Consider the following 23158-nt stretch of genomic DNA (forward strand, 5'->3'; position numbering starts at 1 on the left):
GCCCGCTTGATCCCGCCGCCGGCCAACAGCTCGCGCCAGCGCCCGGCGCTCTCGGCATCGGTCACGTCGATCGAGGCCGCATTGAACGCCAGGCTCCGCGACCGCAGCCCCGCCACGGTGACAAAACTCCCCGACCCGCTCTGGTCGAGCTTCAACAGCATGTCCTTGCCGCTCTGCGCAGCCATGGGTTTCTCCTGTCGGTGTGTGAAACCCCTCATCCGGCGCTTCGCGCCACCTTCTCCCCGACGGGGAGAAGAACAGAGGGTGCCCCGATCGGGCCACAGCGTGTTCCTCTCCCCGTCGGGGAGAGGGTGGATCGGCCGAAGGCCGAGACGGGTGAGGGGTCAAGCCACCGGCTCCGAGTAGAACCGCAGCGCCACCGCCGCCCGGGCCTGCCCGGTCTCGGCGTCGATCGCCGTGTCGGTGCGCTCGTGCTGCACATGGGTCACCACGAGCCCTGCTGCGGTAAGAACCTCGGCCGCCGCCAGCACCCGCTCGGCTATCGCCAGCGCCGCCCTCCGGCTCGGCTGCCCGGCCCAGACATGCAGCGTCACGCGATGCTCGTGCCCTGGCGCCAGATCGCCGTCGCGCGACAGCAGGTCGTGCCGGGCAATCGCCACATAGGGCGGCACGGCCGCTTGCGGCGGCGCATCGAAGATGCCGACGCCGGCAAGGCCCGGGTCATCGCGCAGCGCGGCGACAAGCCCATTCTGCAGCAAGACAATTGGATGGGTCATGGCGCGTGGCTCCACCCCACCCACCACGCTTCGCGTGGTTCCCCCTCCCCATCAAGGGGAGGGAGACCCGACTGCATGCTTCGGTTCTTTCGTTTCCCTCCCCCTCGTGGGGAGGGGGGACCGGCGAAGCCGGTGGGTGGGGGTAGCCGCCAACTCGATCGCGTCATCCCACCACCCCCGTCTCCACGCAGGCGCAGCTCAGCCACCCGCGCCGCCCGTTCAGATCACTGGCCGACACCACGCTCAGCCAGCGCCCGCGATAGCCGAAGCGGTCGCCGGCCTTCACGTCGGTCCGGTACCGCACCACGACGCTGTGCGAGACTGCCATGCCGCGCGCGTCGGCGTCATTCACCTGCCGCGCACTCAGCGCCCGCACCCGGGCCCAGAGCGAGGTCACGGGCACGAAGAACACCGCATGCCCGCCCTCGTCCTCGCCGGTGGTTTCTCGGCGCTGGAAGCTTACGCGGTCGGTCAGGCTGCCCAGCGCCGGCGCCGCCTCGCTCACAGCCGCACCTGCCGGTAGCCGGCCACCAGCCGGTCGAACCCGGCCGGCGCCACCGCCTCGGCCACCGCGACATCGCGCTGTTCGAACCAATGCGCCACCAGCGCCAGCAGCGCCCGCTTGAGGTCCGCCGGCACCGCGGCCGGCTCGCCGTAGCCGGCGTCATAGTCGATCTCGACCGCCAGGCGTCGGCGCAGCACCGGCAGCACGGCCGGATCCGGCAGCAGCACCCGCCCCGGCTCGACCTGCAGCCCGTCGAGCGCGACCTCGTGCTCGTCGTCCTGCTCGTCGAAGACGCGGATCGCCGCAACGGCGATCAGCGGGGACACCGGCACCGTCACCGTGCCGTCCGCCGGCCAGGCATCGAGCACCAGCCGCCAGCTCTGGGTGACGAGCGCCCGCCCGGTCACCGCCTCGACATGCAGCCGTGCCGCCGCAATCAGCGTCGTCACCAGCCCATCCTCGGCATCGGCATCGAGCCTGAGGAAGGCCTTCGCCTCGGCAAGCGAAACCGGCTCCTCCGCGGCTCCCGCGAGAAGGTAGGAAATCATCGGATGTCCTTGAAACAGAAGAGAAAGACCCCTCATCCGGCGCTACGCGCCACCTTCTCCCCGACGGGGAGAAGAATACCTCAGTATCGGTGATCACTTCTGTTCCTCTGCCCGTCGGGGAGAGGGTGGACCGGCAAAGCCGGGACGGGTGAGGGGTTTCAACCCCGATGCCTGCCCTCAGCTCGCGCTGAACTTCAGCAGCTTGATCGCGTCGAAGTCCTGCACCCCGCCGCCGACGCGCTTGGTCGTGTAGAACAGCACATACGGCTTGGCCGAGTAGGGGTCGCGCAGCACGTTCACGCCCATGCGGTCGACCACCAGGTAGCCGCGCCGGAAATCGCCGAAGGCGATCGGCGTCGTCCCGGCGCCGATATCGGGCATGTCCTCGGCCTCGACCAGTTCGAAGCCCATCAGTGTCGCCTTCGCCCCCGCCGCCGCGCCGGGCGACCACAGGTAGTTGCCCTCGGCGTCCTTGAGCTTGCGCACCGAACCTTGCGTCTTGCGGTTCATCACCCAGCTGGCGTTCTGCCGGTAGCCGGCCTTGAGCGCATAGACGAGGTCGACCAGCACGTCGCTCTCGTCGCCCGCCGGCCAGTCGCCCGAAACGCCGGTGGCGAGATAGCCGATCTTGTCCCAGGCCCAGCTGGCTTCGGCCACTTGCGCCTCGGCAAGGAAGCCCTTGGGCTTGTTGGTGCCGTTGCCCGAAACGAAGGCGGCCGTCTCCTGCTCGGCGAAGGCGGTGTTCACCTCGTCGGCGATCCACTGGCCGACATCCACCGCGGCATCGTCGAGGAAGGCCGAGGTCGCGGCCGGCATGGCATAGAGCTCGGCAGTCGCAAAATCGATGGCGTCGATGGTCTGGCTCGTGGTCTGCGGCCGCGCCGCGGTCTCGGCCACCCAGCCGACGGCCGGGCCGGTCAGCGTCACCGGCTTGCGATAGACCGAGGAGCTGACATTGCGCACCGAGGCGATGGCGCGGATCGGCGACACCGCCGCGAGGCGCCTGAGGATTTCCGTCTCGGTCTCGGTCGGCACGAGGTAGCCGCCATCAGCGTTCGAGCCGATCGACAGCGCCTTCTCCTCGCCGCGCTTCACATAGGCCGAGAATGCGTCCTTGTACTCGTCGCCCTGCTCCGGCCGGCCGGCTTCCAGCGCCGGGCGGGCGCGCTCGAGCGCCAGCCGGTCCATCGCCGCCTTGGCGCCGTCGAGCGCCTGGTTGAGCCGGCCGAGCTTGTCCTCGGTCAGCGCATCGGCGGCCCCGCGCTTCTCGAGCTCCTTCAGGCGCCCGTCATTGGTACGCTTGAACTCCTCGAAGGCGCTCATCAGCTCGCCCAGCGTCGCCTCGGAATCCGGGGCAGCCGCCGTCGACGCCTTGTTCTCAAGACGTTCGGTCAGATCGGTCATCGGTGGTCCTCTATTGCTTCAGGAGCGAAATGGCCGCACGCAGCGACCGGCCGGTGGGAGCCCCTGCTCCGCCCGGCGCGATGCGGGCATCGGCCAGCATCGGAAACGTCACGATCGAGATCTCCCACAGGTCGATCTGCCACAGCCGGCGCAAGCCGCCGCGCGCCTCGCGCGTCGCCCGCTCGGTGCGAAAGCCGATCGACAGTCCGTCGATGGCGCGCCTTTCGATCAGGCGCCGCAAGGCATCGGCGCGCGGCACGCCCGGCACCAGCCGGCCCTCGACCCACAGGCCATAGCCGTCCTCGCGCGCCACCTCCCAGGTGCCCACCGGCTCCTTGGGGTCGTGCTGGAATAGCATCCTCAGTTGGTGCGCCCCGCGCCGTGCCAGCGACTTGGCGAAGGCGCCCGGCATCACCAGGTCGCCGGCCTCGTCGGCCCGCTCGAACACGCTGGCATAGCCGGCAAAGCGCCCGCGCTCGTCGATGGGGATCGCCTGCATCAGCGCTTGCCCCCCGCCGGCCTCGGCCGGCTCGGCCGCCGCGCGGGCTTGGCCAGCGTGCCCGCAAGGTTCCAGGCAAACTGCCGGAAGACCTCGCCCGCCACCTGGCGGTCCTTGGAAACCTGCTTGTCCCCCATCGGCTTATTCCCTGTTCCGGAACAACTGATTCAACGTCGCGATCTCCTTGACGAAGTCGTTGAAGCGGCGATTGGCAGCCACCAGCTCCTTGAGGCTCCATGCCAACAGCCCCGTCGCGCCGCTCGCCCACAGGAACAGCGCCAGATGCGCCAGATCCCCCCGCGTCACGACCGATTTGGTGAGCTCGTCCATGGTCGACTCCACAGAAAATAGTCTTGGATAAGTTGTCAGCAGCCCTGCCAGGCACGGATCTCGTGCTTAGTGAAACTCGGCAGTCGCAGTGGAGACGATGATGCCGACAGTCCTTAGAACCGCCGGGTACCGCTTCTATTTTTACAGCCGCGAGAACGACGAACCGCCGCACATCCACGTGGAATGGGGCGACAAGCTTGCCAAGTATTGGCTTGAGCCCGTCGAGGTGGCATCATCCAGGCGCTTCAAGGCACACGAGCTCGGAGAGGTCCGCGCCCTTGTCCTCGAACATCGAGACCTGTTCCTGAAGGCCTGGCATGAGCACCTTGACGATTGATACCGAGCCGCTTGCGACCGAAGTTTCGTTCTCGGCCACCATGCTGCAGGTGACGCTAGACGACGGCCGCGAACTCTCGGTTCCCCTGGCGTGGTTCCCCCGCCTCCGCGACGGCTCACCCGCGGCCCGCCTCAACTGGCGCTTCATCGGCCACGGCGAAGGCATTCACTGGCCCGACCTCGACGAAGATATTTCCGTTCTCGGCCTGCTTGCTGGTCGCGGCCGCAGCAAGCGCGCCGCCTAGACCCCCAGCATCGCCCGTTTCTCCTCGTCGCTGAGGAAATCCGCGCCGCCCACGCGCGCCCACAGCGCCGCGCGATCCTCGGCCAGCGCCTCGACCCCGTCGAGATCGGGCACGAGCGTCACGCCGCCGAACCCGGGCGCCAGCCAGAAGCCCAGGTCGTCGGCCACCCGCCGCACCAGCGGCACCACCGTGCCGCGCCAGAAGGCCCGGTTGGCCTCGGCGTAGTTGGCGTAGGTATTGTCGCCCGGTATCCCCAGCAGCATGGGCGGCACCCCGAAAGCCAGCGCGATCTCGCGCGCCGCCGCATGCTTCAGTTCCATGAAGTCCATCTCGGCCGGGGTCAGCGCCATCGCCTTCCAGTCGAGCCCGCCCTCCAGCACCAGCGGCCGCCCGGCGTTGCGTGCGCCCGAAAAGCCCTGCTCCAGCTCCGTCTTCAGCCGCGTGAACTGCGCCTCGGTCAGCGTGCCCGAACCGCCCGAATAGACCAGCGCCCCGCTCGGCCGGGCGGCATTGTCGAGCAGCGCCTTGTTCCACTCGGCCGCCGCATTGTGGATATCGAGGCTCTGCGCCGCCGCCTCGAGCGGAGCGAGCCCGTAGTGGTCGTCGAGCGGATGGAACAGCGCCATGTGCAGCACCGCCGCCACCGGCTTGCTGTCGAGCTTCAGCTCCTGCGTCCGCCCGCCCGCCGTATAGCCATAGGCCGCCGGATAGCCGTCGCGCCCCGGCACGACGCGCACCCGGTCCGGCCGCAGCGCATACAACTCACGCACCTCGCCCTCGATCAGCGTCGCCGCCAGGTAGGCGTTGCCCGCCGTCTGCAGGTAGGCATAGACGCCCTCGAGCAGCTCGCTCCCCGATTGCCGCGCATTCGGCCGCGCCAGCAGCCGCAGCACCGGATGCTCGCTCTGCCGCCTGCCGCCCTCCTCGGCCACCAGCGGCACGCGCGTCGCCGCCTCGGCGATCATCCGCACGCAGCGATGCACCACCGGGTTGCGCACGAAGCCGGCATTGGCGAGGCTCACGAACCCCCGCCGGCTCCAGCTCGCCTCGCCCAGCTGCGTCAACGTCATCAGACTCTGCGGCCCGCCCGACTTACGCTCGGCAGCCGACATCAACCCGCCAAGGCGGGCGAACCAGTTGGGCATCGTTGTCCCTCAAGCATTGGGGCGCCAACCCCTCATCCGGCGCTACGCGCCACCTTCTCCCCGACGGGGAGAAGAATACCGCCGCCGCGGTGGTCACCCCTGTTCCTCTCCCCGTCGGGGAGAGGGTGGATCGGCCTCGGCGAAAGCCGGGGCCGAGACGGGTGAGGGGTGCCGGCCACCGCGCCCTCAAATCCCCCGCACCCGCGGCTCTCCGCCGCCCAGCATCAGTTCGGTCAGCGCCCACACCAGCGCATCCACGCGGTCCGGCGAGTGTCCGTCCGCCATCCCGTCCGCGCCGAACGCGCACATCTCGTCCTCGAGCGCCGTGAGCCCGTCGCGGTGCACCACGCGCCCGTTGGCATAGAGTGCCGCCACCGGCTCGGCCCGGACCCACTTGCCGCGGCTGGCATGCACGCCGCGCACCGGCACGTCGGCATCCTGCTGGGCGATCATGGCCTTCACCATGTCGCCGCCCTGGTTGGTCTCGGCCACGATGCAGTCGGCGCCGAATTCGTGGAACGCCGCCACGGCGGCCCGCGCCCATTGCTCGGGCCGCGCCGGCCCGAAGCTCATGTCGGCCAGTACCACCGCCCCGTTCCCGCTCCGCCCGGCCACGACGATGCCGCAGGCATCCGAACTCTTGCGCCCCGTCGCCGGCGGATCGACAGCCACCACGATCCGCCCCAGTTCCGCCCCCTCGTCGCGCCGGAACATCTCGCGCCGCCACAACGCATCCGGCCGATCCTCGATCAGTTCGCCCTCGAGCTCCTGCCGACCGAGCACGGTATGCTCGTAGCGGGCGACGATCGCCTTCAGGAAGGCGCTGGCGAGCCAGCGCTCATTCTCTCGGGTGGTCATCCGCACGGTCACCGTGCCCGGCTCCGCCATCAGGCGCTTGAGCAGCTTGGTCGGTCGCGGCGTCGTCGTCACCAGTTGTCGCGGGCGCTCGCCCAGCCGCAGTCCGAATTGCAGCATGTCCCAGGCGGCTTCCGCGTGCGGCCACTTGCCCAACTCATCGCACCAGGCAGCTGCAAACTGCGGGCCCCGAAACCGATCCGGGTCCGAAGCTCCGAGGAGCAACGCCTCGGCCCCCGTTGTCCAGATCAGCATGTTGTCCCTGAGGATCGGACGCTCCTCCTCCCTGGAGACCGCAAGGATGCCGCTCGGCCCCCTCACCATGACGCTGACGGCCTCGGTGATTGTCTCGCTCACCAGCGCGATTGGCGCGACGCCTTCAGCCGCCAGCTGTCTCACCCACTCCGCCCCGGCGCGGGTTTTCCCCGACCCGCGCCCGCCGATCAGCAGCCAGGTCGTCCAGTCTCCGGCTGGCGGCTTCTGGCTGCGACGTCCGAGCAGGCGCCAGTGTTGCCGGAACCACTCGAACTCGTCGTCCGAAATGGACGCGATCAGTTGCCTAGCGAATCCCAAGTTCGTCGAGCCGCTCAGCGATCTTCGTCCTCAGTTCGGTCATCTCGCGACTCTCGCGGGCGTTGAGCTTTCGGCCGGTTGCCCGCCCATCGATCTCGATCAACTTCTCCAGCGTCGTGGCGAGCCGGTGCAGCACCGTCGCCTCCCTGCTCACATCCTCGCCCAAGTCCGCCTCCCCGAGTTTGTCGATCTGGCGCTCCAGCGCCCAGAACAGCCCGTCGATCATGATCCGCCGGCTCGCCAGATCGTCGCGCTCGGCCACCGACCAGCGATTGTCACGAATGCGCCGGAGCAGCTCTCCGCGCGACACGCGATGGCGCCGACAGATGGCGTTGTAGGTCATGTCGCCTATCTCGACGTCACGTCGGATGGCCGCCCAGTCACGAAGCTGTCCCTCGTCGTGCAAGCGCGTCGTCCTCCCGCCGTCTCTCCGCAACAAGAGAAAGCGCCCCGAACACCCGGTGTCCTGGCTCCATCCGTCGCTTGCTGTCAGGTTGTCAGTGGCCGCGTCTTTGCGAACGCAGCCGCCCGGCGGCAGGGGCAACTTCAGCCCCACTTCTCCGACCGTAGCCAAACAATACCAGACCGCCGTCACGCGGGGATCGAGGCAGCAAAGAAAATTACAACGCGTTGATTTCACTCAACTAATGAGTCTGCGCGGTTGTCATCCCTGCGCAAGCAGGGACCCATTTCTCCACCCGCGCCGCCCGCGGATCACGGCTTCTCGCCGCCATGGCAACAGTACCCATGGCCGCGTCCGTACCTTCCCCATCCACCGTCATCCCCGGGCGCAGACCCGGGGACCCAGCGATCTCCCTACCAGCGCCCGCGTCCTCACACGATCCACATCGCCATGCCGACCGATTCCGGCGCCGTTTCCTTGAACCCATACTGCGCGTAGAGGTCCTTGGCCGGCCCGTCGGCGATGAGGCTCACATAGGCCGATTTCGGCGCGTTCGCCTTGAGCCAGTCGACCAGTGCCGCAACGATGCGCTTGCCCAGCCCCCGGCCGCGATGTTCCGCCATCACCGCGATGTCGGTGATCTGGTAGACCGTGCCGCCGTCGCCGATCACCCGGCCCATGCCGATCGCCCGGCCCTCGTGCTCGATCACCACGGCATGGATGGAATTGGGCAGCCCGCGCGCCGCCGCCTCCGCCGTCTTGGGCGAAAGCCCGTTGCGCGCCCGCAGCTCGCAGAACTCCTCGACGGTGGGGATGCGCGCGTTGAGCCGATAGTCCGTCACGTCACTCTCCTTGGGCGAAGCGCGGCTCCGCTCTCATCTTCGGGACTCGCCAGCCCGGCACAGGCATAGCCGAGGCCCTGCGAGGACGGGAGCCCCGGACCGAACCTCCCCAGCTCACGCTGCCCGTCGCACCGCGCCGTCCTCCGAGACGGTGAACACGTCCACCACCATGTCGAGTTCGGCGGCCTGCTGTTCGGTCTGGCTGAGGGCGCCGTTGATCTGTTCGACCAGCGCGGCGTTGTGCTGGGTCATCTCGTCCATCTGCCGCACCGCGACGGTGATCTCGGCGATGCCCTCGCCCTGCGAGGCGCTGGCGGTGGCGATCTGCTCGAGCAGCAACTCGTTCTCGCGCACCGACTTGAGGATGGCGCCGAGCTTGCCGGTCGCCTCGGCGACCAGCGCCGTGCCGTCGCTGACGTCGCGGCCGGATTGCTCGATCAGCGCCTTGATGTCGCTCGAGGCGGTCGCCGCGCTCTGCGCCAGGCGTCGCACTTCCACGGCGACGACGGCGAAGCCCTTGCCGGCCTCGCCGGCGCGCGCTGCCTCGACCGAGGCGTTGAGCGCCAGCAGGTTGGTCTGGAAGGCGATGTCGTCGATCAGCCCGATGATCTTGGCGATCTTGTCCGACGACGTCGTGATCCGCTCCATCGCCTCGTTGGCGCGCGTCATCACGTGCGTTCCGGCCTCCGCCGTCTCCGACATGGCGCGGGCGCTGCCGGTCGCGGCGCGCGCGCTCTCGACATTGGCCGACACCGTGCCCATCAGCTGCTCCATCGCCGCCGAGGTCTGCTCGATGGTGGCGGCCTGCCGCGTGGCGCGGTCGGAGAGGTCGTTGGCGCCGGCCAGGATATCGGCGGTCGCCGTGCGCAGCGAGCCGGAGGTGCCGCGCAGCTGGGTGATGATCTGCTCCAGCCGGTCGGCCACGGCATTGGTGTCGTGCCGGATTGCCTCGAACTCGTCGTCCAGGTCCACGGTGATGCGCGCCGTCAGGTCGCCTTCGGCAAGGCTCTTGAGCACGTCGCCGGCCGCCGCCACCGCATGCCGGATGCGCTCTGAGGCCAGCCGGTCACGCTCCGCCGCCGCCTCTGTGAGCCGGTCGAAATACACCGTCACCGCCAGTTCCATGTCGAGCAGCACCGCCTTCACCAGGGCCGAGACCTTGCGCGACAGCGCCGCCGCATCGACCTGCGGCGCCGGCTTGGCGAACAGCCTGCGCGTCGGCGCCGCCGGGGCCAGCTCCTCGGCCAGCACCCCGGTCAGCAGGTGCTCGAGGATCAGCCCGTAGCCGCCCATGTACCAGCGCGGCTCGAGCCCGATGCGGGCATGGCGCTCGCCGACCTTGCGCGAGGAGGCCAGGTAGTCCGCGTCGAGCTGCCCCCTGGCGATGGCCTGCCAGTGGCCGATCTGCTTGTCCGAGGCGCGGTCCATCTGCGGCCGCCCCGAGAACATGGCCATCATCTCGGGCACCTGTGCCAGCCGGTCGTAGAACGCCGCCAGGGCGTCCGGCAGGTGCCGCTCGACCACCGGTCTGAGCGAGCGCAGCTCGGCGAGGGCAGCCTCGTCGAAGCGAACGAAATCGAGCCGCTCCTGCAGCTCGGAAGTGGTGTCGGCGAATTTGGTCAATATTGGCCCCGGTTTAGCGCGTCGACGTGGCGCTCCCGGCCTCATGATCGACGTTACCACCGATTTACGCGGCGCATGCTTAAGGAAACCTCACCGCGGCGCCTTATCCGGCGTCGGGGGTCGGTGCGCGCCACCGGCCGCTCGCCGGTGCCGCGGCGTGCGCGCAAAAAAGGCCCGCGTCGGCGGAGACGCGGGCCTCGGAGTTCGGCAGTTCTTGGGGGCTGCCTATGCCAAGCAGCGCCTTAGACGCGGCTGAGATTGACGGTCTGGCAGAACACGCCTTGGCAGCCATTCACCTTGAGGCTGTCCTTGCCGGTCATGATCATCGTACCGGAATAGACGTCCCCGGCATGCTTGACGGTGCCGGTCCACTTGTTCTCGGCGGACTGCGTGCCCTGTACGATGACCTGGTTCAGGTACTGCCTGTTCACGTCATTCTTGTCGCGTAGCCAGATCAGGCGTGCGCACAGGGCGTGGTCGCCGCAACTGGTGACCTTGTAGCGGCTCTTGCCGTCATCGGCCTGCCAGGTGCCAGTGGGGTCGGCAGCAACGGCGTATACGGGTGCCGTAGCGAGCATGGTCGCAAGCACGGCGGAAGCAATTTTGGTCGCGAGGTGCATTGTCATGCGTCTCCGGAAAACAGTACGGGTCGGTCGTGTGTTGGCCGGATAGATGGGGACTTTGGCTGAATCTTGAATAAAGGCGTCGTTCAGCTGCCGTTCATCTATGTGGCCGGCCGCGGGCCCCGATATGGCAACCAGGCTGACATACTTGCCATCCCCTTGTTCAGCCTGCATTCAGTTCGCCACATTCTCGCCCTGCCCGAACGCGCCAGCCGGGGATAAAGTTCGGATCACGAGTCTGTGACCGGGCCACGCCGTGCGACGGCGGCCGCTTCAGGCCCATTCCCTGCTTGCTTGAACCGGGGCGATCGCGCCGGCGGCGCCCGTGCCCCATCAGCCTGGCTGGGGCCGAAATTGGCCCGGCTGGCCGCGGACCGTCACGCCGGGCGGGCGGCGCATTCAGATGGCCGTGAATGACCTATTGCCGCGGGTATTGCAGCACGAAATCGCCGGAGGTCGCCCAGCGCGGCGTGTAGTCCTGGCAGCTCTGCAGCAGCCCGGGGCTTTCGAAGTTCTTGTTCGCCTTGCTCGGCGGCAGGGAGTTCTGGAAAGCCAGCCGGGCGCCGAAGTTCTGCAGCAGCTTCTGCGTCGTCGGGGCGCTGCCCGCATCGACCTGCTTGCCCAGGAAGGCGCTGAGTGCCCACATGTTCTGGTAGTTCGACTTGGTCGCCCACGGCGCCACCACCGACACGGTCGCCAGCAGGTTGGCGCGCCCCTTGATGCCATCGTCCGTGGTGGTCAGCGTGGGGTCGGCCAGGTGGTCCATCACCACGCAGACGGTCGTGTTGTCGATGATGTTGGTGAGCAGGTTCGTGGCATTGGCGCGGGTGTCGTAGTCCGCGCTGGTCGCGCCCCACGACAGCAGGTCGACAATCCCGACGCTGTCGACCGCCCGCATGCGGTTGATCGCGTCCATGCCTCCCCCGGCGATCAGCTTGTCGAGGGCGCCGCTGGCGCGCACCAGTGCGCCCTGGTCCGCGGGCGAGAGCTGGGCGCCGGCGTTGCGCTGGCTCAGCGTCGCCAGCGTCCCCATCAGGCAATCGGTCGCCTGCGGGGCGGCCAGCAGGGCATCGGGCACGGCGGCGGGCGATGCAAACACCGCTTCGTTGAACGGATCACATCCCTTCGCGTCGCTGGAAGGCGGAGCATCCTGCGCCGTGGCAGGCGCCAGCAGGCAGCCGGTTGCGGCCAGGGCAAGCAAGGCGCGCCTCATTGCGGAACCCCGTTCATGGCAGGCGGCAGCGTCGCCGCATCTGGCAACTGGGCCAGGTCGGACCCCGAGGAATCGAGGTTTTCAGGCATGCGGACCGAGACCAGGGCCGAGCCGCTATAACGCGGGAAGTCGTAACTCCCGTCCTCGACGACCCAGTTCGTGCCCGGTTCGATGGTGATCGCGATCGGTTCCCTCTTGGTGGCCATCTGCTTTTGCACGTCGCTCACGCGATACAGCAGGAGCCGGCCGCTGATGGTCACGGGACCCTTGCCGTCCAGCAGCTTGTCGAAATACGGCACGAGGACCTCGATGTAGTTGCCCCGGCGCATGGCCGGCACCTGGTCGCCGTTGATGTCGGCCAGGGCGACGTAGTTCGAAAGGTCGGTCACGCCGTCGTCTGCCCCTGCCACGACATAGCGGAAGTACTTCTTCTCGACCTGGAACGCCGCCTTAATGGCCGGCGATTTCTCCACGATCCCGTAGCCGACGAGGAACGCCAGCACGCCCGCGCCTCCGGCGAGATAGATCTTCACCTTGTCGCTCGCCGCCTCGCCGGCGCTCTGGGTGCCGGTGCCGTAGAGCAGGATCGCGATGCCGACGACCACCAGGACGAAGGTGAAGGACGTGTGCGTTTCCCCCATGGTGCCGTAGGCGGCCCAGAGCAGCGCTATGCCGACCAGCATGAAGAACCAGCCGCTCGACATGAAGGCGTTGAGGGCGAGCACGGCCGTTCCGATGCGCCCTGCCGGGTGCGGGTCCTGCGGCGCCGGATCGGCGCGCGCGGCGAGGCCCGCCTGCAACTGGTCGATCTTGGCCTGGAGCGCGTCGACCCGCGCGTCGGTTGCGCCGCCCTCGGCAGGGGTGCCGCCCTGCTCCGCCGGGTTCACGCCGCCGGGGGCAGCGCCGTTGTCCGCGTCCGGTTCCTCGCCCATGGCCGAGCCTCCGCATCGTCCGGCTCAGGGTACGCGAGGAGCCTCTACCGGCGCCATTCGGACAAACACCACCCCGCCCCGTACGTTTCACGGCCGAATTGAGCCGCGGTCATCGCCGAAAGGCACGCTGCTGCCCCCACACAGGTGGGAAAGCGGCAGCGTTTCAGGCAGACAGGGAAATGCTCTAGATCTCCTCGGGCGGTTCCCAGTTGGGCCAGTCCGCGACGTGCTCTTCCCACTCGCCCGGCTTCACCGATTGCTCCGGCACCGTGCGTCCCCGCACCGAAACACCCACGGCGACCACCGTGTCGGGATCGCCCGAAACCAGCGGATGCCACCAGGCCAGGCCCTTGCCCTCGGCAATGCGGCGGTAGGCGCAGGTCACCGGGATCCACTCGATGGTGCGCACGTTCTCGGGCGTCAGCTTGATGCAGTCGGGCACGACCTTGAGCCGGTTGGGATAGTCGGTGCACCGGCAGCTTTCGCCGTCGAGCAGGCGGCAGCGCACATCGGAGACGTAGATGTCGCCGGTATCCTCGTCCTCGAGCTTCATCAGGCAGCAGCGCCCGCAGCCGTCGCAGAGCGACTCCCACTCGGCTGCCGTCATTTCCTCGAGCGTCTTTTCTTCCCAGAAGGGCATGCGATTTCCCGTGCGGCCTCAATGCGCTTGCGCAAACGGCACTGTGATCATATTCGAGCGACTGCCTTGCCAATGCACTCCGAATTGGGGAGATTCAAGGTCAAAGCCAGCGCCCCGCGGGCGCTTGCCGGCACGGGGGCGGAGTTTTCGGTGCAGGATCCGTTCTACCACAAGGAAAAGCGGCGCAAGAAGACCCGCATGCTGGCGGCGGATGCCTGGCTCGACTCGGCGCTCTACGACTTCTTCCAGTCGCTGGGCCGCGGCTACACCAACATGCAGGATTTCTTCTCGCGCTTCCGTGTCTACGGTATCAGGCGCCTGTTCGTCGAAATCCTGTCCGACGGACTGAGCTTCTTCGCCATCGGCTGCGTGCTGATGGCCGGACTGGCGCTGCCGGCATTCGATGCCACCGCGACCGGCCATTTCAACAAGGCCGAGGACATCGCCGTCACCTTCCTCGATCGCTACGGCAACGAGATCGGCCGGCGCGGCATCCGCTCGGACGATTCCTATCCGCTCGACAAGCTGCCGGACTATTTTGTCAAGGCGGCGCTCGCCACCGAGGACCGGCGCTTCTACGACCACTGGGGCATCGACCCGATCGGCACGCTGCGCGCGCTGATGTCGAACGCCCAGGGCGAGAATTCGACCCAGGGCGGCTCGTCCATCACCCAGCAGCTCGCCAAGAACCTGTTCCTTTCCTCCGAGCGCACGCTCGAGCGCAAAATCAAGGAAGCCTTCCTCGCCGTCTGGCTGGAGTGGCACTACAGCAAGGACGAGATCCTCAAGCTCTATTTCGACCGCGCCTACATGGGCGGCGGCAATTTCGGCGCCGCGGCGGCGGCCGAGTTCTATTTCGGCAAGAAGATCACCGACGTGAACCTCGCCGAGGCGGCGATGCTGGCCGGCCTGTTCAAGGCGCCGACCAAGTATGCGCCGCACGTCGACATCGCGGCGGCGCGCGCCCGGGCCAACCTCGTGCTCAGCAACCTCGTCGATGCCGGCTTTCTGACCGAGGGGCAGGTCACCGCCGCGCGGCGCAATCCGGCCACGCCGATCGACCGGTCGGCCGAGGCGAACTCGCCCAACTATTTCCTCGACTATGCCTTCGACCAGGCCAAGGCGATCATCGAGGCCTCCGGCTCGACCTCGAACACCTACGTCGTGCGCACCACGGTCGACCCGGTGCTGCAATCCTACGCCGAGGATGCGGTGACCTCGGTGGTGCGCGAGCAGGGCGAGGCCTACAAGGTCTCGCAGGCCGCCATGGTGGTGCTCGAGCCCAACGGCGCCATCCGGGCCATGGTGGGCGGCATGGACTACGGCAAGAGCCAGTTCAACCGCGCCATCGTTCCCAACCGCCAGCCCGGGTCGGCCTTCAAGCTGTTCGACTACGCCACCGCCTTCGAGATGATCCCGGAATACGATCCGGACACCATCGTCTCGGGTGCGACGCAGTGCATCGGCAACTGGTGCCCGCAGAACTACTCGCGCAACTCGGTCGGCCGGATCAGCCTGATCTCGGCGTTCCAGCAGTCGATCAACACGGTGCCGGTCAACCTCTCGATCAAGACCGGCCGCCAGCCGATCGCCGACTTCGCGCACAAGATCGGGCTCACCAACGATTTCCCGGTCACCCGCTCGCTGGCGCTCGGCGCCGCCTCGGTCAGCGTCATCGACATGGCCTCGTCCTACGCGGTGTTCGCTAACCACGGCTACAAGACCCCCGCCTTCGGCATCACCCGCATCACCACGCTGCGCGGGGATCCGATCTTCGAGGCCGAGCCCGACGCCAATCGCGAGCGGGTCGTCTCCGACCAGACGGTCCGGTACATGAATCGCATGATGCGCGCCGTGGTCGAGAACGGCACCGGCCGCCGCGCGCTGATCGATGGCGTGCCCGCCGTGGGCAAGACCGGCACCACCTCGTCCTACCGCGACGCCTGGTTCTGCGGCTTCACCGGCAACTACGTCGCGGCGGTCTGGTTCGGCAACGACGACTACCAGGCGACCAACAAGTTGACCGGCGGCACGCTGCCCACCACAGCCTGGCAGAAGTTCATGGCCTATGCCCATACGAACATCGAGATAAAGCCGGTGGAAGGGGTCGACTTCCAGCCCGCTCCATTCGTCATTGCCAATGCCGCGCCCGCCGAGGGCCAGCCCGCCCTGCCCGCCGTCGAGCGTCCGCCCGGCCTCAAGCCCGGCGCCGCCGACAAGCTGCTCGCGGTCGCCGACATGCTGAAATCCGCCCTGGGCGGCTCGTCCAGCGAAGCCTCCCTCGCCGTCGCCCCTGCCCCCGCCACACCAGCCAAGAGCCTCTAGCCCTTGCGTTTTCTCCTTCACCTCGGAGCGATGCTGGCGGTCGCGCTGGTCCTCGGCTTCGGCCTCAGCTGGTACGCGCTGAGCGACGGCCGCATGTTCGGCGCCATCCAGATCGGCCCCTGGCAGGCCTGGAAGAATGTCGGCGTGCCGTCGCCCGACCCCTATACCCGCGCCTTCATCGCCCGCTCCGGCGCCCTCGAGCTCGGCGCCACCGAAGGCATCCAGTTCGTCGCCACCATCGACAGCGACAACCGCCGGCTGGACCGCAACTGCCGATACCGGATCGACGGCAAGACGCCCGCGGCCCGGTTCTGGACGCTGGTCCCCGTCTCCCCCGAAGACGGGGCGCCGATCACGCGGCCTGACGGTCCTGCCGATTTCCACAGCGCCCGCCTCAGCCGCGCCGGCGATGGCTCGGCGGCGCTTTACGTGTCCAGGACGCTCGCGCCGCAGAACTGGCTCGAGATCACCGGCGAAGGTCCGTTCAACCTCGTGCTCAGCCTCTACGACACCTCCAGCCTCTCGGGCGTCGGCTCGGAAGTCGCGGCCCTCCCCGCCATCATCCGGGAGGCCTGCGCATGATCCGCAGCGCGCTCTGGATCCTCGCCGGCGTCGTGCTGGGCGGCATCATCCATATCGTGGTCATCCTCAGCCTGCCCATGCTGTCGGCCACCGCAGCCTGGGACCGCGTCTCGGCGCTGGGCGCCGACAAGGCCGCAATCGTGCTGCCGGCCGCCAGGGCCGGCGCCCCGAACCCGCTGCGGCTCGATCCGGAACTCGCCTATGCGGTGTGCAAGATCGACCTCAGGAACGGCCCGGGAACGGTCAGCGGCACCCTGCCGCAGGCGTTCTGGTCCATCGCCGTCTATGGCCGCAACGGCACCATCATCTATTCCACCACCAATCGCGATGGCATCGGCACGCTGCTCGACCTGGGCCTGTTCAACCCGGCCCAGACCCGTCTCCTCGCCGAGCAGAAGCTCGACGTGGCCGAAGGCCTGCTGATCGTGGAGGCCCAGGAAGACGACCTCGTCGTCGTGGTGCGCCTCGCGCCGCCGCATCCCGAAATGCGCGCGCGCTACGAGAAGGCCCTCGCCGGCCTCCGGTGCGGGAACATCCCGACCTAGGCTGGCCTACTTGCGGTATTCGCCTTCGCTGGGCGCATCGAGCAGCACGCGGCCGGGTAGCGCCTCGGTCTGATCGCGCCACGATCCGTCGCCCTCGACACAGAAATCGCCTGCCTCGGCCCGGTCCAGCCAGATCGCGTAGTCGCTGAGCCGGCCGTCGACCGTCACCGCTTCGGCGTGCGGCGTCTCGACGAGGAAGTGGTCGAGCGCATAGCTGTAGGACTCGTAGCGATAGCGCAGCGCCCGGACGAAGCGGGCGACATAGAGGTCGTTCTCGGCTTTCCGCGTCCGCATCTGCACGATCATGCTCGCCTCGACGTCGTCGAGTTCCCCGGCTGCGACGGCGCGCTGGCGGTCGACCACGATGACAGCGCAGATGGCGGCGAAGGTCGAGGGCATCGAAAGTACGTCGGCCCCGACATCGTCGCTGATGGTGTTGTAGCGCACCCGCGAGGACGCATAGGGCTCGCGCGTCAGCCACCGGTAGTAGAGGTCGTCCCGTCCCGGGCGCGTGCTCGACCGGCCGGCGACCATCACGATCTGCTCGTAGTCGAAGGCCCAGTCCTTGACGTGGCGCGCGATGAGGAAGCGATAGATGCGATCGTGCATCTCCCGTTCCTGGTCGGTGATGTTGAAGTCCGACACCGGCTGGCCCGCGAGCTTTCGGCCCCAGCGATCGAGCTGGGGGATCAGCTCGTCGTTGACCACGCCCGGCTTCACCCGGCCGAAATCGCCGAGCTCATGCCCGGATACGGAGAGCGACAGCAGAGCCGGCACAGCAGCGATGGCCATGATGAACGTCAACAGGCGCACCGGACTTCCCCTCACCCTAGCCCTCTCCCCATAGGGGAGAGGGAACGCCCGAACCACCGGCCGTGCCGCATCGCGCCCTCTCCCCTTTGGGGAGAGGGCCGGGGTGAGGGGCTGGTGCGGCATCTCACCGATCTCGGCCTAGCCACGGCGGCGCTTGCCACCGCTGGCGGCGCCAACCGGTTTGTCCGGTGAATCCTGGCGCTCGTAGCGTACGCCCGTGAACAGCACGATTTCGCCCGGGCCCGCCGATTGGGAGCGCGCTTTCGAGATGCGTCGGCGCTTGGGGAGTTGAACCAGCTTTCCCAACCTTGCCTCCGGCGGGTGGGCGAACATTGCCGGGGCCCATCCGCCGGCAAATCGGGGGCGACGCATTGTCCCGACAGCGGCCATTAAGAGTTCGTCAAGGTTAACAGTTCGCTAACGATTTCCGGAAATAGTCGAACCTGTGGTTGAGGCCCGAATCTCCCGGGCCTTGCAGGGCGAATTATGATCGGTTTCCAGCCTTACGAGACGTTCCAGCTGCTCATCGAGACGGGCGGCGTCGACCGGACGAATACGCTGCTGTGTGCAGCCTGCGACGCCTTCGCGCGGCGCGGTCGGCCGACCAGTGCCGAAATGGAACAGTTCGTGGCGCTGGCGCAGCGCCTGTTCCCCTCCGCGTCGCCGACGGCCCGCGCCAAGGCGGCAGCGACTCTCGGCCGGTCCGAGGACCTGTCGCCCGAACTCGAGGAACTCGTCGTACGCCACCTCGGCGACGACCTGCCCGACTACCTGGTGTCCGCTCCCCGCCTGTCGGAAGCCACCATGCTCAAGGTGCTGTCGGCCGGCGACGTTACCCTCGGCGCCGCGCTGGCCCGCCGCGGCGACCTGTCGAACGCGGTGCTTGGCCGGCTGTTCCAGATGAACAGCCGCAAGGTCTACCGGGCACTCGCCACCAACACCGCGATCATGCCGCGCGGCCCCTATCTCAGCGCCCTCGCCCGCTCTGCCCAGATGGATCACCAGGTCGCCTGGTCGCTCGCGGCGCGCGAGGATTTCGATGCCGCGCTGCTTGCTCCCGCCTTCTTCGATCTGGGCGAGCCCGACCGCATCAAGGTGATCAACGCCTTCGCCAGGCGCGAGACGCCAGCCGCCCCGATCAAGCGCACGCTCGAGCAGCTTTCGGTCGCCACCGGCGAACTGACGCGGGCGCTGATGAAGCTGTTCTCGGAGAACCGCCGACCCGAGGTCACCCGCCTCCTGCATCAGATCACCGGCCTCGACGAAGTGCGCTGCGGACAGATCGCGCACGACACGTCGGGCGCGGCCTTGTTCGTGGTCCTGCGCGCCTTCGGCTGCAGCGCCCACGAAGGCCTCAAGGTCCTGATCCACGCCACCTCGCATGACGAGGACCGCTCGAAGGCACTGGCGCAGTTCTCCAGCCTGTTCGAGACGGTCAGCGTAGATGCCACCGCGTTCCTGATGAGCGCCTGGCGCGGCGAGGTGAACCTGCTCGAGCTGACCAAGCCCGAATACAAGCCGTTCGATCCCGACCGCCGCCGCGTGCCGCCGCCGCAGACGCGCGAGCGCGACCCCGTCGTCGACCAGGCGATCGAAGCCCTAGCCCGCATCGGAGCAAGGGCGAGTTAGTCCCGCCTCTGGCCAAGTCACCGGCTGGCCACCGCCGTGGGCGGCTAGACGATCTCCAGCCCCAGGTCCCCGCTCCGCATCTCCAGCGTAACCACCCACAGGTCCGGGTCGAAGTCCTGCTCCCGCGCGATGCGTTCGCTGACCTTGCCCGGCTCGACATGGTCGAAGCGCAGTTGGAACAGCCGTGCTTCCGTCTCGTCCATGCGACTGGTCGCCGGAGCGGGCGTATAGAGCGACACCTCGCCGTTGAGGTGATCGACCTCGACGAAGATCTGCCCGGCGAGCGGGTCGCCGCGGCGCGTCACCACGCACAGGTGGCCGATGTCGTTGTGGCGGCGCACGAAGGCCGAGACCCACAGGTCGGTGCGGAACATGCCCGCTAGATGACAGCTCCGCTGTCGACGAGCAAGTCGAGCAGCTCCGGCGTGATCTGGCCGGTCACCTTGTAGTTGAAATAGACCTCGAAGTTGCGGATCGCCTTGGCGGTGGCTTCGCCGGCCACGCCGTCAGCCGGACCATGCAGGAAGCCGAGGCTCGCGAGCCCGCGCTGCACCTTGGCGACCACCACCGGATCGGTCACCGACACCGGCTTCACCTGGTCGGGTGTCGCATCGGTGTCGAGCACTGCGATCGACTCACCGGGCTTGGGTGCCTCTTCCTCGATCTTCAAGGGCACGCCGACCTGCGGGTTGTCGGGCAGTGCGGCAACCTGCTGGGCCCTGGCCGACACCGAGTTGGGAACAAGCGCGACCGGCGCAGCTGGTTCGGCGGTGCTCGCGACCCTGTCCTCGGCGGCGAACGGCTGCCTGGGCGGGGCGTTCATCGCCACCGACTGTACGCCGTCGATGATCGTATTGATGGCGTCGCCCGCCGTATCGGCAGCCATCTCGAGCGCCTGCCCGGGCGTCGCAGGCACCGGGCGGCCGAGCAGCTTGGCCGTCGTGGTCCTGGCTGCCGCCTTGAGGCTCGTCGCAGCGTCGGGCACCAACGGCTTCACGTTCGCGGCAAGCGGCTGCTGCGCCCTGGCGGGCATCAGCTCCTGCTCGACCGGAGCCGCCTCGGCCTTGGGCAGCGTGACGGCGGGCAGTGCGTCGGCCTCGGGCACGGCCTTGGGCGCGACGATAGGCGCAACCGGCTGGGCGGGCCTCGTCGCGGCCAGCGGTGCCGCCAGGATCAGGCCGATGGTCTCGCGGGTGAGTTCCCCGGTCGGCTTCAGCCCGCTTTGCTCCTCGAACTTGCGGATCGCCTGGGCGGTGCGCGGGCCGTAGTAGCCGTCGACCGTACCGGAGAACAGTTGCATCTGCTCGAGCTTGCGCTGGATCTCGAACACGTCCTTGTTGCCCACCGGCTCGCCGGTGCTCGCCGGCGCAGGCGCATCGTCCACCGCCGCGATCTTGGCCGGGGCGCTGACCGTGAAGGTCTTGGGCCGGGTCTTCGGAATCACCAGCTCCGAATCGATCGAGCCGGTGGTGACGTTCTCGACCGGCGCGAACAGGGGCGCCGGATGCTCGTGGCGCTGGCCGAACAGCGCGTTGGAACCGGCCATGGCCGAAGTCACGACCAGTGCCGCGATCGCCGAATTGGTGAGGGGTGCGCGCATGTAGCGCTGTACGACCCAGAGCGCCACGCGGCCCGCCTGGGCCAAAGCGACGCCGCCGACCTGCAGGGGCAGGTGCGCAAGAGTTGCTGCCGTCATAGAGCTCTTTTTCTTTCGTCGTGCCATTGGGGCATATGCTGCGTGACCGGGTCCCGATGAAGGGGCGTGACGGCGCCAGTTTCCCCCACCTTGGTTTCCGGACCGTTTATCGGCAGCAGGACAGTCATCACTGTCCCCTCCCCGGGCGACGACGACGCATGCAGCGTCCCGTCATGCAGTTCGACGAGGCCCTTGACGATCGAGAGCCCGAGCCCCGTGCCTTCGTAGCGCCGGGCCAGTCCATCCTGGGCCTGGAAGAACGGCTCGCCGATGCGCTGCACCGATTCCTCGCCCATGCCGATGCCATGGTCGGCCACCGAGATGGCCAAGTGCCGGCCCTGCCGCTTCATGGCGAGGGTCACCACCGAGTGCTCGTTGGAGAACTTCACTGCGTTCGACAGCAGGTTGATGAGAATCTGCCGGCAGGCGCGTTCGTCGGCGATCAGCAGGGGCAGGCTGCGCGGAATATCGGTCATCAGCCGCACCGATTTCTCGCGCGCCATGGCATCGACCATCTTGAGGCACGGCTCGACCAGCGACTCGGGGGCGATCGGCTCGGTGGTCAGCTCGAACCTGCCGGCCTCGAGCCGGCTCATGTCGAGCAGCATCTTGACCACCTCGATCAGGTGATGGCCGCTCTGCTGGATGAGCGTGGCGTATTCCTGGTGCTGCGGGCTGAGTTCGCCCACCACGCCCGAGGTCATCATCTCGGAGAAGCCGACAATGGCGTTGAGCGGCGTGCGCAACTCGTGCCCGATGGTGGCCAGGAAGCGCGACTTGGCGCTCGAGGCCTCCTCGGCGATCTTCCGGGCGCGCTGCAGCTCGTTCATGTAGTCGTGCCGCTCGGTGACATCGCGCAGCAGCACGACGACTTCGTTGCGGGTGCCCGGATCATCCTCGTCGATCACGGGGGTCAGCGACGCCTCGACCCAGACGAAGCGCGGCGGCGCTGCCGACGGGCCCGGCTCGTCGCGGCGCATGCGAATCTCGACGCGGCGCGTCTGCCCGTCCTGGTTGGCCTCGGCGAAGGCAGTGAGGTAGGCCGGCCGGTCCATCACATGGATGCGCTCGACGAGGCCGTTGCCGCTCAGCTCGAACCGCCGGCAGCCGAACAGCTTTTCGGCCGAGCGCGAGGTGAACAGCACGGTGCCGTCGCCGGCAAAACGCATCACCGCATCCTGTACATGCTCGATCAGATGGCGGAAGGCGTTGATCTGGGCCTTCTCGTAGACCTCGAACACGCTGTTCAGCCGGTTGGCCGACAGGGCGACGATCACCGCGGTGACCGTGAACACCGCGCCGGCGATCAGCGCGTAGGCAAAACCGAACGTCTCGGGCCAGGCCAGCACGCCCAGGTGGGCCAGCACGCCGCAGGCCACCACGACGACGAGGATGGCCCAGGCCCGCTTCTTGACCGGGGTTCGCGTCAGCAGCGACGCGTGGACGGGTGCGAGCACGGCGACGGCGAGCCCGAAATCGGCGATGGCCGGGTCGACGACGGTCAGCAGCAGGCCGGCCAGCAGCGTGGCATAGACCTGGGCCGCCGCGGCCCGCTCGTACTGGCCGCGCTGGCACAGCGCGAGCGCAAGCACGCCGGCGGCGGTGCCGATGACGGCAAGCACGAAGGGCAGCAACAGAAGCTGGGTGAGCGCATACAGCGCGGCCGGCATGCCGACGAGGCCGGCCACCAGGATCCAGCGCGCGCTGGTCGCGATAGCCTCGCGACGGAGCACGTCAGGACGGCCTCCGGCGCCGCGCACCGGGCTGGTGCGCAAGGCATCGTTCAACCATGACCAGAGGCTACGCATAACTCGAACCAACCGCCCCGCCATCCTTCTTGTTGTTGGCCGAAGCTTCCACTCCAACGCCTAATGCCGCTTTAAGGGGAAGGTGCCCGGGGGCCGTTGCACACGCCATCCACCGGCTTGTGCCGGGGCTTTCTGGGGTTAGCGTAAACGTTTGGTTGCGCCCGGAGGCCGGTTGCCGTGCATCTGGACGAACCGGTCCAAACCGGGGGCCGCTTGCCTTCACCACTTGCCGGAGAAGGCGGGTCGGCGCAATTTGCATCGCATTTTATCGAAATCCCGAAATCGCACTTAAGCGGCCGGGCCCAGG

The 23158-nt window shown here is 68.1% G+C and carries 27 protein-coding genes; 6 read left to right on the top strand and 21 right to left on the bottom strand.

The window, feature by feature from the left end:
- From J0I99_RS16380 to J0I99_RS16415, 8 genes are all read right to left on the bottom strand, one after another.
- A partial coding sequence (locus tag J0I99_RS16380; protein ID WP_291398634.1) for a phage major tail protein, TP901-1 family occupies nt 1-185 on the bottom strand: 185 nt, incomplete at its 3' end.
- A gap of 159 nt (nt 186-344) precedes the next feature.
- Nucleotides 345-737, bottom strand: a complete 393-nt coding sequence (locus J0I99_RS16385; RefSeq protein WP_291398635.1) for a DUF3168 domain-containing protein — start codon at nt 735-737, stop codon at nt 345-347.
- A gap of 163 nt (nt 738-900) precedes the next feature.
- Nucleotides 901-1242 carry a phage head closure protein gene (locus tag J0I99_RS16390; protein ID WP_291398636.1) on the bottom strand — a complete coding sequence of 114 codons (342 nt, stop codon included), beginning with the start codon at nt 1240-1242 and terminating at the stop codon, nt 901-903.
- Nucleotides 1239-1790, bottom strand: a complete 552-nt coding sequence (locus J0I99_RS16395; protein WP_291398637.1) for a head-tail connector protein — start codon at nt 1788-1790, stop codon at nt 1239-1241. Before J0I99_RS16395 ends, J0I99_RS16390 begins: the two co-directional genes overlap by 4 nt.
- A gap of 177 nt (nt 1791-1967) precedes the next feature.
- Nucleotides 1968-3194: a phage major capsid protein gene (locus tag J0I99_RS16400; protein ID WP_291398638.1), complete on the bottom strand. Its 1227-nt coding sequence runs from the start codon at nt 3192-3194 to the stop codon at nt 1968-1970.
- Between the two features lie 10 nt (nt 3195-3204).
- On the bottom strand, nt 3205-3693 hold the full coding sequence (locus tag J0I99_RS16405) for an HK97 family phage prohead protease (RefSeq protein ID WP_291389989.1): 489 nt from the start codon (nt 3691-3693) through the stop codon (nt 3205-3207).
- Complete coding sequence (locus tag J0I99_RS16410) at nt 3693-3830, bottom strand: hypothetical protein (RefSeq protein ID WP_291389990.1); 138 nt, start codon at nt 3828-3830, stop codon at nt 3693-3695. The genes J0I99_RS16405 and J0I99_RS16410 overlap by 1 nt, the downstream gene beginning before the upstream one ends.
- 4 nt (nt 3831-3834) lie before the next feature.
- Nucleotides 3835-4023, bottom strand: a complete 189-nt coding sequence (locus tag J0I99_RS16415) for a hypothetical protein (RefSeq protein WP_291398639.1) — start codon at nt 4021-4023, stop codon at nt 3835-3837.
- Nucleotides 4024-4123: 100 nt separating this feature from the next.
- On the opposite strand from J0I99_RS16415, the gene J0I99_RS16420 reads away from it, so the two are divergent.
- The gene (locus J0I99_RS16420) at nt 4124-4360 is read left to right on the top strand and encodes a DUF4160 domain-containing protein (protein WP_291398640.1); all 237 of its coding nucleotides are present in this window, start codon (nt 4124-4126) and stop codon (nt 4358-4360) included.
- Nucleotides 4341-4604: a DUF2442 domain-containing protein gene (locus J0I99_RS16425; RefSeq protein WP_291398641.1), complete on the top strand. Its 264-nt coding sequence runs from the start codon at nt 4341-4343 to the stop codon at nt 4602-4604. Before J0I99_RS16420 ends, J0I99_RS16425 begins: the two co-directional genes overlap by 20 nt.
- On the opposite strand, the gene J0I99_RS16430 is transcribed toward J0I99_RS16425, so the two are convergent.
- The 9 genes from J0I99_RS16430 to J0I99_RS16470 form a co-directional block, all read right to left on the bottom strand.
- Entirely contained in the window at nt 4601-5749 is a 1149-nt protein-coding gene (locus J0I99_RS16430; protein WP_291398642.1) for a phage portal protein, read from the bottom strand. The two genes, J0I99_RS16425 and J0I99_RS16430, sit on opposite strands and share 4 nt — an antisense overlap.
- Before the next feature lie 186 nt (nt 5750-5935).
- Nucleotides 5936-7177 carry a terminase family protein gene (locus J0I99_RS16435; protein ID WP_291398643.1) on the bottom strand — a complete coding sequence of 414 codons (1242 nt, stop codon included), beginning with the start codon at nt 7175-7177 and terminating at the stop codon, nt 5936-5938.
- Nucleotides 7164-7520 (bottom strand): hypothetical protein, encoded by a 357-nt coding sequence (locus tag J0I99_RS16440; protein ID WP_291398644.1) that lies wholly within the window; start codon nt 7518-7520, stop codon nt 7164-7166. The genes J0I99_RS16435 and J0I99_RS16440 overlap by 14 nt, the downstream gene beginning before the upstream one ends.
- Before the next feature lie 491 nt (nt 7521-8011).
- Entirely contained in the window at nt 8012-8422 is a 411-nt protein-coding gene (locus J0I99_RS16445) for a GNAT family N-acetyltransferase (RefSeq protein WP_291393380.1), read from the bottom strand.
- Nucleotides 8423-8536: 114 nt separating this feature from the next.
- A complete protein-coding gene (locus tag J0I99_RS16450) occupies nt 8537-10045 on the bottom strand; it encodes a globin-coupled sensor protein (protein ID WP_291398645.1) in 1509 nt (502 codons plus the stop codon).
- A gap of 242 nt (nt 10046-10287) precedes the next feature.
- Nucleotides 10288-10665, bottom strand: a complete 378-nt coding sequence (locus J0I99_RS16455; RefSeq protein ID WP_291393376.1) for a DUF2147 domain-containing protein — start codon at nt 10663-10665, stop codon at nt 10288-10290.
- Nucleotides 10666-11086: 421 nt separating this feature from the next.
- Nucleotides 11087-11881, bottom strand: a complete 795-nt coding sequence (locus J0I99_RS16460; protein WP_291398646.1) for a hypothetical protein — start codon at nt 11879-11881, stop codon at nt 11087-11089.
- Nucleotides 11878-12813 carry a hypothetical protein gene (locus J0I99_RS16465; protein WP_291398647.1) on the bottom strand — a complete coding sequence of 312 codons (936 nt, stop codon included), beginning with the start codon at nt 12811-12813 and terminating at the stop codon, nt 11878-11880. Before J0I99_RS16465 ends, J0I99_RS16460 begins: the two co-directional genes overlap by 4 nt.
- A 184-nt stretch (nt 12814-12997) precedes the next feature.
- Entirely contained in the window at nt 12998-13453 is a 456-nt protein-coding gene (locus tag J0I99_RS16470; protein WP_291393371.1) for a YcgN family cysteine cluster protein, read from the bottom strand.
- A gap of 150 nt (nt 13454-13603) precedes the next feature.
- Between J0I99_RS16470 and J0I99_RS16475 the strand changes: the two genes are divergently transcribed.
- Genes J0I99_RS16475 through J0I99_RS16485 form a run of 3 tightly spaced genes read left to right on the top strand, consistent with a single transcriptional unit; the run spans nt 13604 to nt 16905 of the window.
- Nucleotides 13604-15778: a transglycosylase domain-containing protein gene (locus J0I99_RS16475; protein ID WP_291398648.1), complete on the top strand. Its 2175-nt coding sequence runs from the start codon at nt 13604-13606 to the stop codon at nt 15776-15778.
- Between the two features lie 3 nt (nt 15779-15781).
- Complete coding sequence (locus tag J0I99_RS16480) at nt 15782-16360, top strand: DUF1214 domain-containing protein (protein ID WP_291393368.1); 579 nt, start codon at nt 15782-15784, stop codon at nt 16358-16360.
- The gene (locus J0I99_RS16485) at nt 16357-16905 is read left to right on the top strand and encodes a hypothetical protein (protein ID WP_291393367.1); all 549 of its coding nucleotides are present in this window, start codon (nt 16357-16359) and stop codon (nt 16903-16905) included. Before J0I99_RS16480 ends, J0I99_RS16485 begins: the two co-directional genes overlap by 4 nt.
- A 6-nt stretch (nt 16906-16911) precedes the next feature.
- Here J0I99_RS16485 and J0I99_RS16490 read toward each other — a convergent pair whose 3' ends face one another.
- A complete protein-coding gene (locus tag J0I99_RS16490) occupies nt 16912-17718 on the bottom strand; it encodes a hypothetical protein (protein ID WP_291398649.1) in 807 nt (268 codons plus the stop codon).
- 486 nt (nt 17719-18204) lie between these two features.
- On the opposite strand from J0I99_RS16490, the gene J0I99_RS16495 reads away from it, so the two are divergent.
- The gene (locus tag J0I99_RS16495) at nt 18205-19347 is read left to right on the top strand and encodes a DUF2336 domain-containing protein (protein WP_291398650.1); all 1143 of its coding nucleotides are present in this window, start codon (nt 18205-18207) and stop codon (nt 19345-19347) included.
- Nucleotides 19348-19391: 44 nt separating this feature from the next.
- On the opposite strand, the gene J0I99_RS16500 is transcribed toward J0I99_RS16495, so the two are convergent.
- Genes J0I99_RS16500 through J0I99_RS16510 form a run of 3 tightly spaced genes read right to left on the bottom strand, consistent with a single transcriptional unit; the run spans nt 19392 to nt 22818 of the window.
- Nucleotides 19392-19721 carry a DUF1491 family protein gene (locus J0I99_RS16500; RefSeq protein ID WP_291398651.1) on the bottom strand — a complete coding sequence of 110 codons (330 nt, stop codon included), beginning with the start codon at nt 19719-19721 and terminating at the stop codon, nt 19392-19394.
- A 5-nt stretch (nt 19722-19726) separates the two neighbouring features.
- Entirely contained in the window at nt 19727-21043 is a 1317-nt protein-coding gene (locus J0I99_RS16505) for a peptidoglycan-binding protein (protein WP_291398652.1), read from the bottom strand.
- The gene (locus tag J0I99_RS16510) at nt 21040-22818 is read right to left on the bottom strand and encodes a PAS domain-containing sensor histidine kinase (RefSeq protein ID WP_291398653.1); all 1779 of its coding nucleotides are present in this window, start codon (nt 22816-22818) and stop codon (nt 21040-21042) included. The genes J0I99_RS16505 and J0I99_RS16510 overlap by 4 nt, the downstream gene beginning before the upstream one ends.
- Nucleotides 22819-23158 lie beyond the last annotated feature (340 nt).

The organism is Devosia sp., assembly GCF_017307495.1.
Lineage (GTDB): Bacteria > Pseudomonadota > Alphaproteobacteria > Rhizobiales > Devosiaceae > Devosia_A.

Bases quoted from the DNA above. Each gene is read 5' to 3' on its own strand.
- J0I99_RS16410 (WP_291389990.1), bottom strand. From the start codon at position 3,830: ATGGGGGACAAGCAGGTTTCCAAGGACCGCCAGGTGGCGGGCGAGGTC.
- J0I99_RS16400 (WP_291398638.1), bottom strand. From the start codon at position 3,194: ATGACCGATCTGACCGAACGTCTTGAGAACAAGGCGTCGACGGCGGCT.
- J0I99_RS16455 (WP_291393376.1), bottom strand. From the start codon at position 10,665: ATGCACCTCGCGACCAAAATTGCTTCCGCCGTGCTTGCGACCATGCTC.
- J0I99_RS16505 (WP_291398652.1), bottom strand. From the start codon at position 21,043: ATGACGGCAGCAACTCTTGCGCACCTGCCCCTGCAGGTCGGCGGCGTC.
- J0I99_RS16495 (WP_291398650.1), top strand. From the start codon at position 18,205: ATGATCGGTTTCCAGCCTTACGAGACGTTCCAGCTGCTCATCGAGACG.
- J0I99_RS16385 (WP_291398635.1), bottom strand. From the start codon at position 737: ATGACCCATCCAATTGTCTTGCTGCAGAATGGGCTTGTCGCCGCGCTG.
- J0I99_RS16415 (WP_291398639.1), bottom strand. From the start codon at position 4,023: ATGGACGAGCTCACCAAATCGGTCGTGACGCGGGGGGATCTGGCGCAT.
- J0I99_RS16430 (WP_291398642.1), bottom strand. From the start codon at position 5,749: ATGCCCAACTGGTTCGCCCGCCTTGGCGGGTTGATGTCGGCTGCCGAG.
- J0I99_RS16470 (WP_291393371.1), bottom strand. From the start codon at position 13,453: ATGCCCTTCTGGGAAGAAAAGACGCTCGAGGAAATGACGGCAGCCGAG.
- J0I99_RS16465 (WP_291398647.1), bottom strand. From the start codon at position 12,813: ATGGGCGAGGAACCGGACGCGGACAACGGCGCTGCCCCCGGCGGCGTG.
- J0I99_RS16500 (WP_291398651.1), bottom strand. From the start codon at position 19,721: ATGTTCCGCACCGACCTGTGGGTCTCGGCCTTCGTGCGCCGCCACAAC.
- J0I99_RS16395 (WP_291398637.1), bottom strand. From the start codon at position 1,790: ATGATTTCCTACCTTCTCGCGGGAGCCGCGGAGGAGCCGGTTTCGCTT.
- J0I99_RS16405 (WP_291389989.1), bottom strand. From the start codon at position 3,693: ATGCAGGCGATCCCCATCGACGAGCGCGGGCGCTTTGCCGGCTATGCC.
- J0I99_RS16440 (WP_291398644.1), bottom strand. From the start codon at position 7,520: ATGACCTACAACGCCATCTGTCGGCGCCATCGCGTGTCGCGCGGAGAG.
- J0I99_RS16420 (WP_291398640.1), top strand. From the start codon at position 4,124: ATGCCGACAGTCCTTAGAACCGCCGGGTACCGCTTCTATTTTTACAGC.
- J0I99_RS16425 (WP_291398641.1), top strand. From the start codon at position 4,341: ATGAGCACCTTGACGATTGATACCGAGCCGCTTGCGACCGAAGTTTCG.
- J0I99_RS16460 (WP_291398646.1), bottom strand. From the start codon at position 11,881: ATGAGGCGCGCCTTGCTTGCCCTGGCCGCAACCGGCTGCCTGCTGGCG.
- J0I99_RS16485 (WP_291393367.1), top strand. From the start codon at position 16,357: ATGATCCGCAGCGCGCTCTGGATCCTCGCCGGCGTCGTGCTGGGCGGC.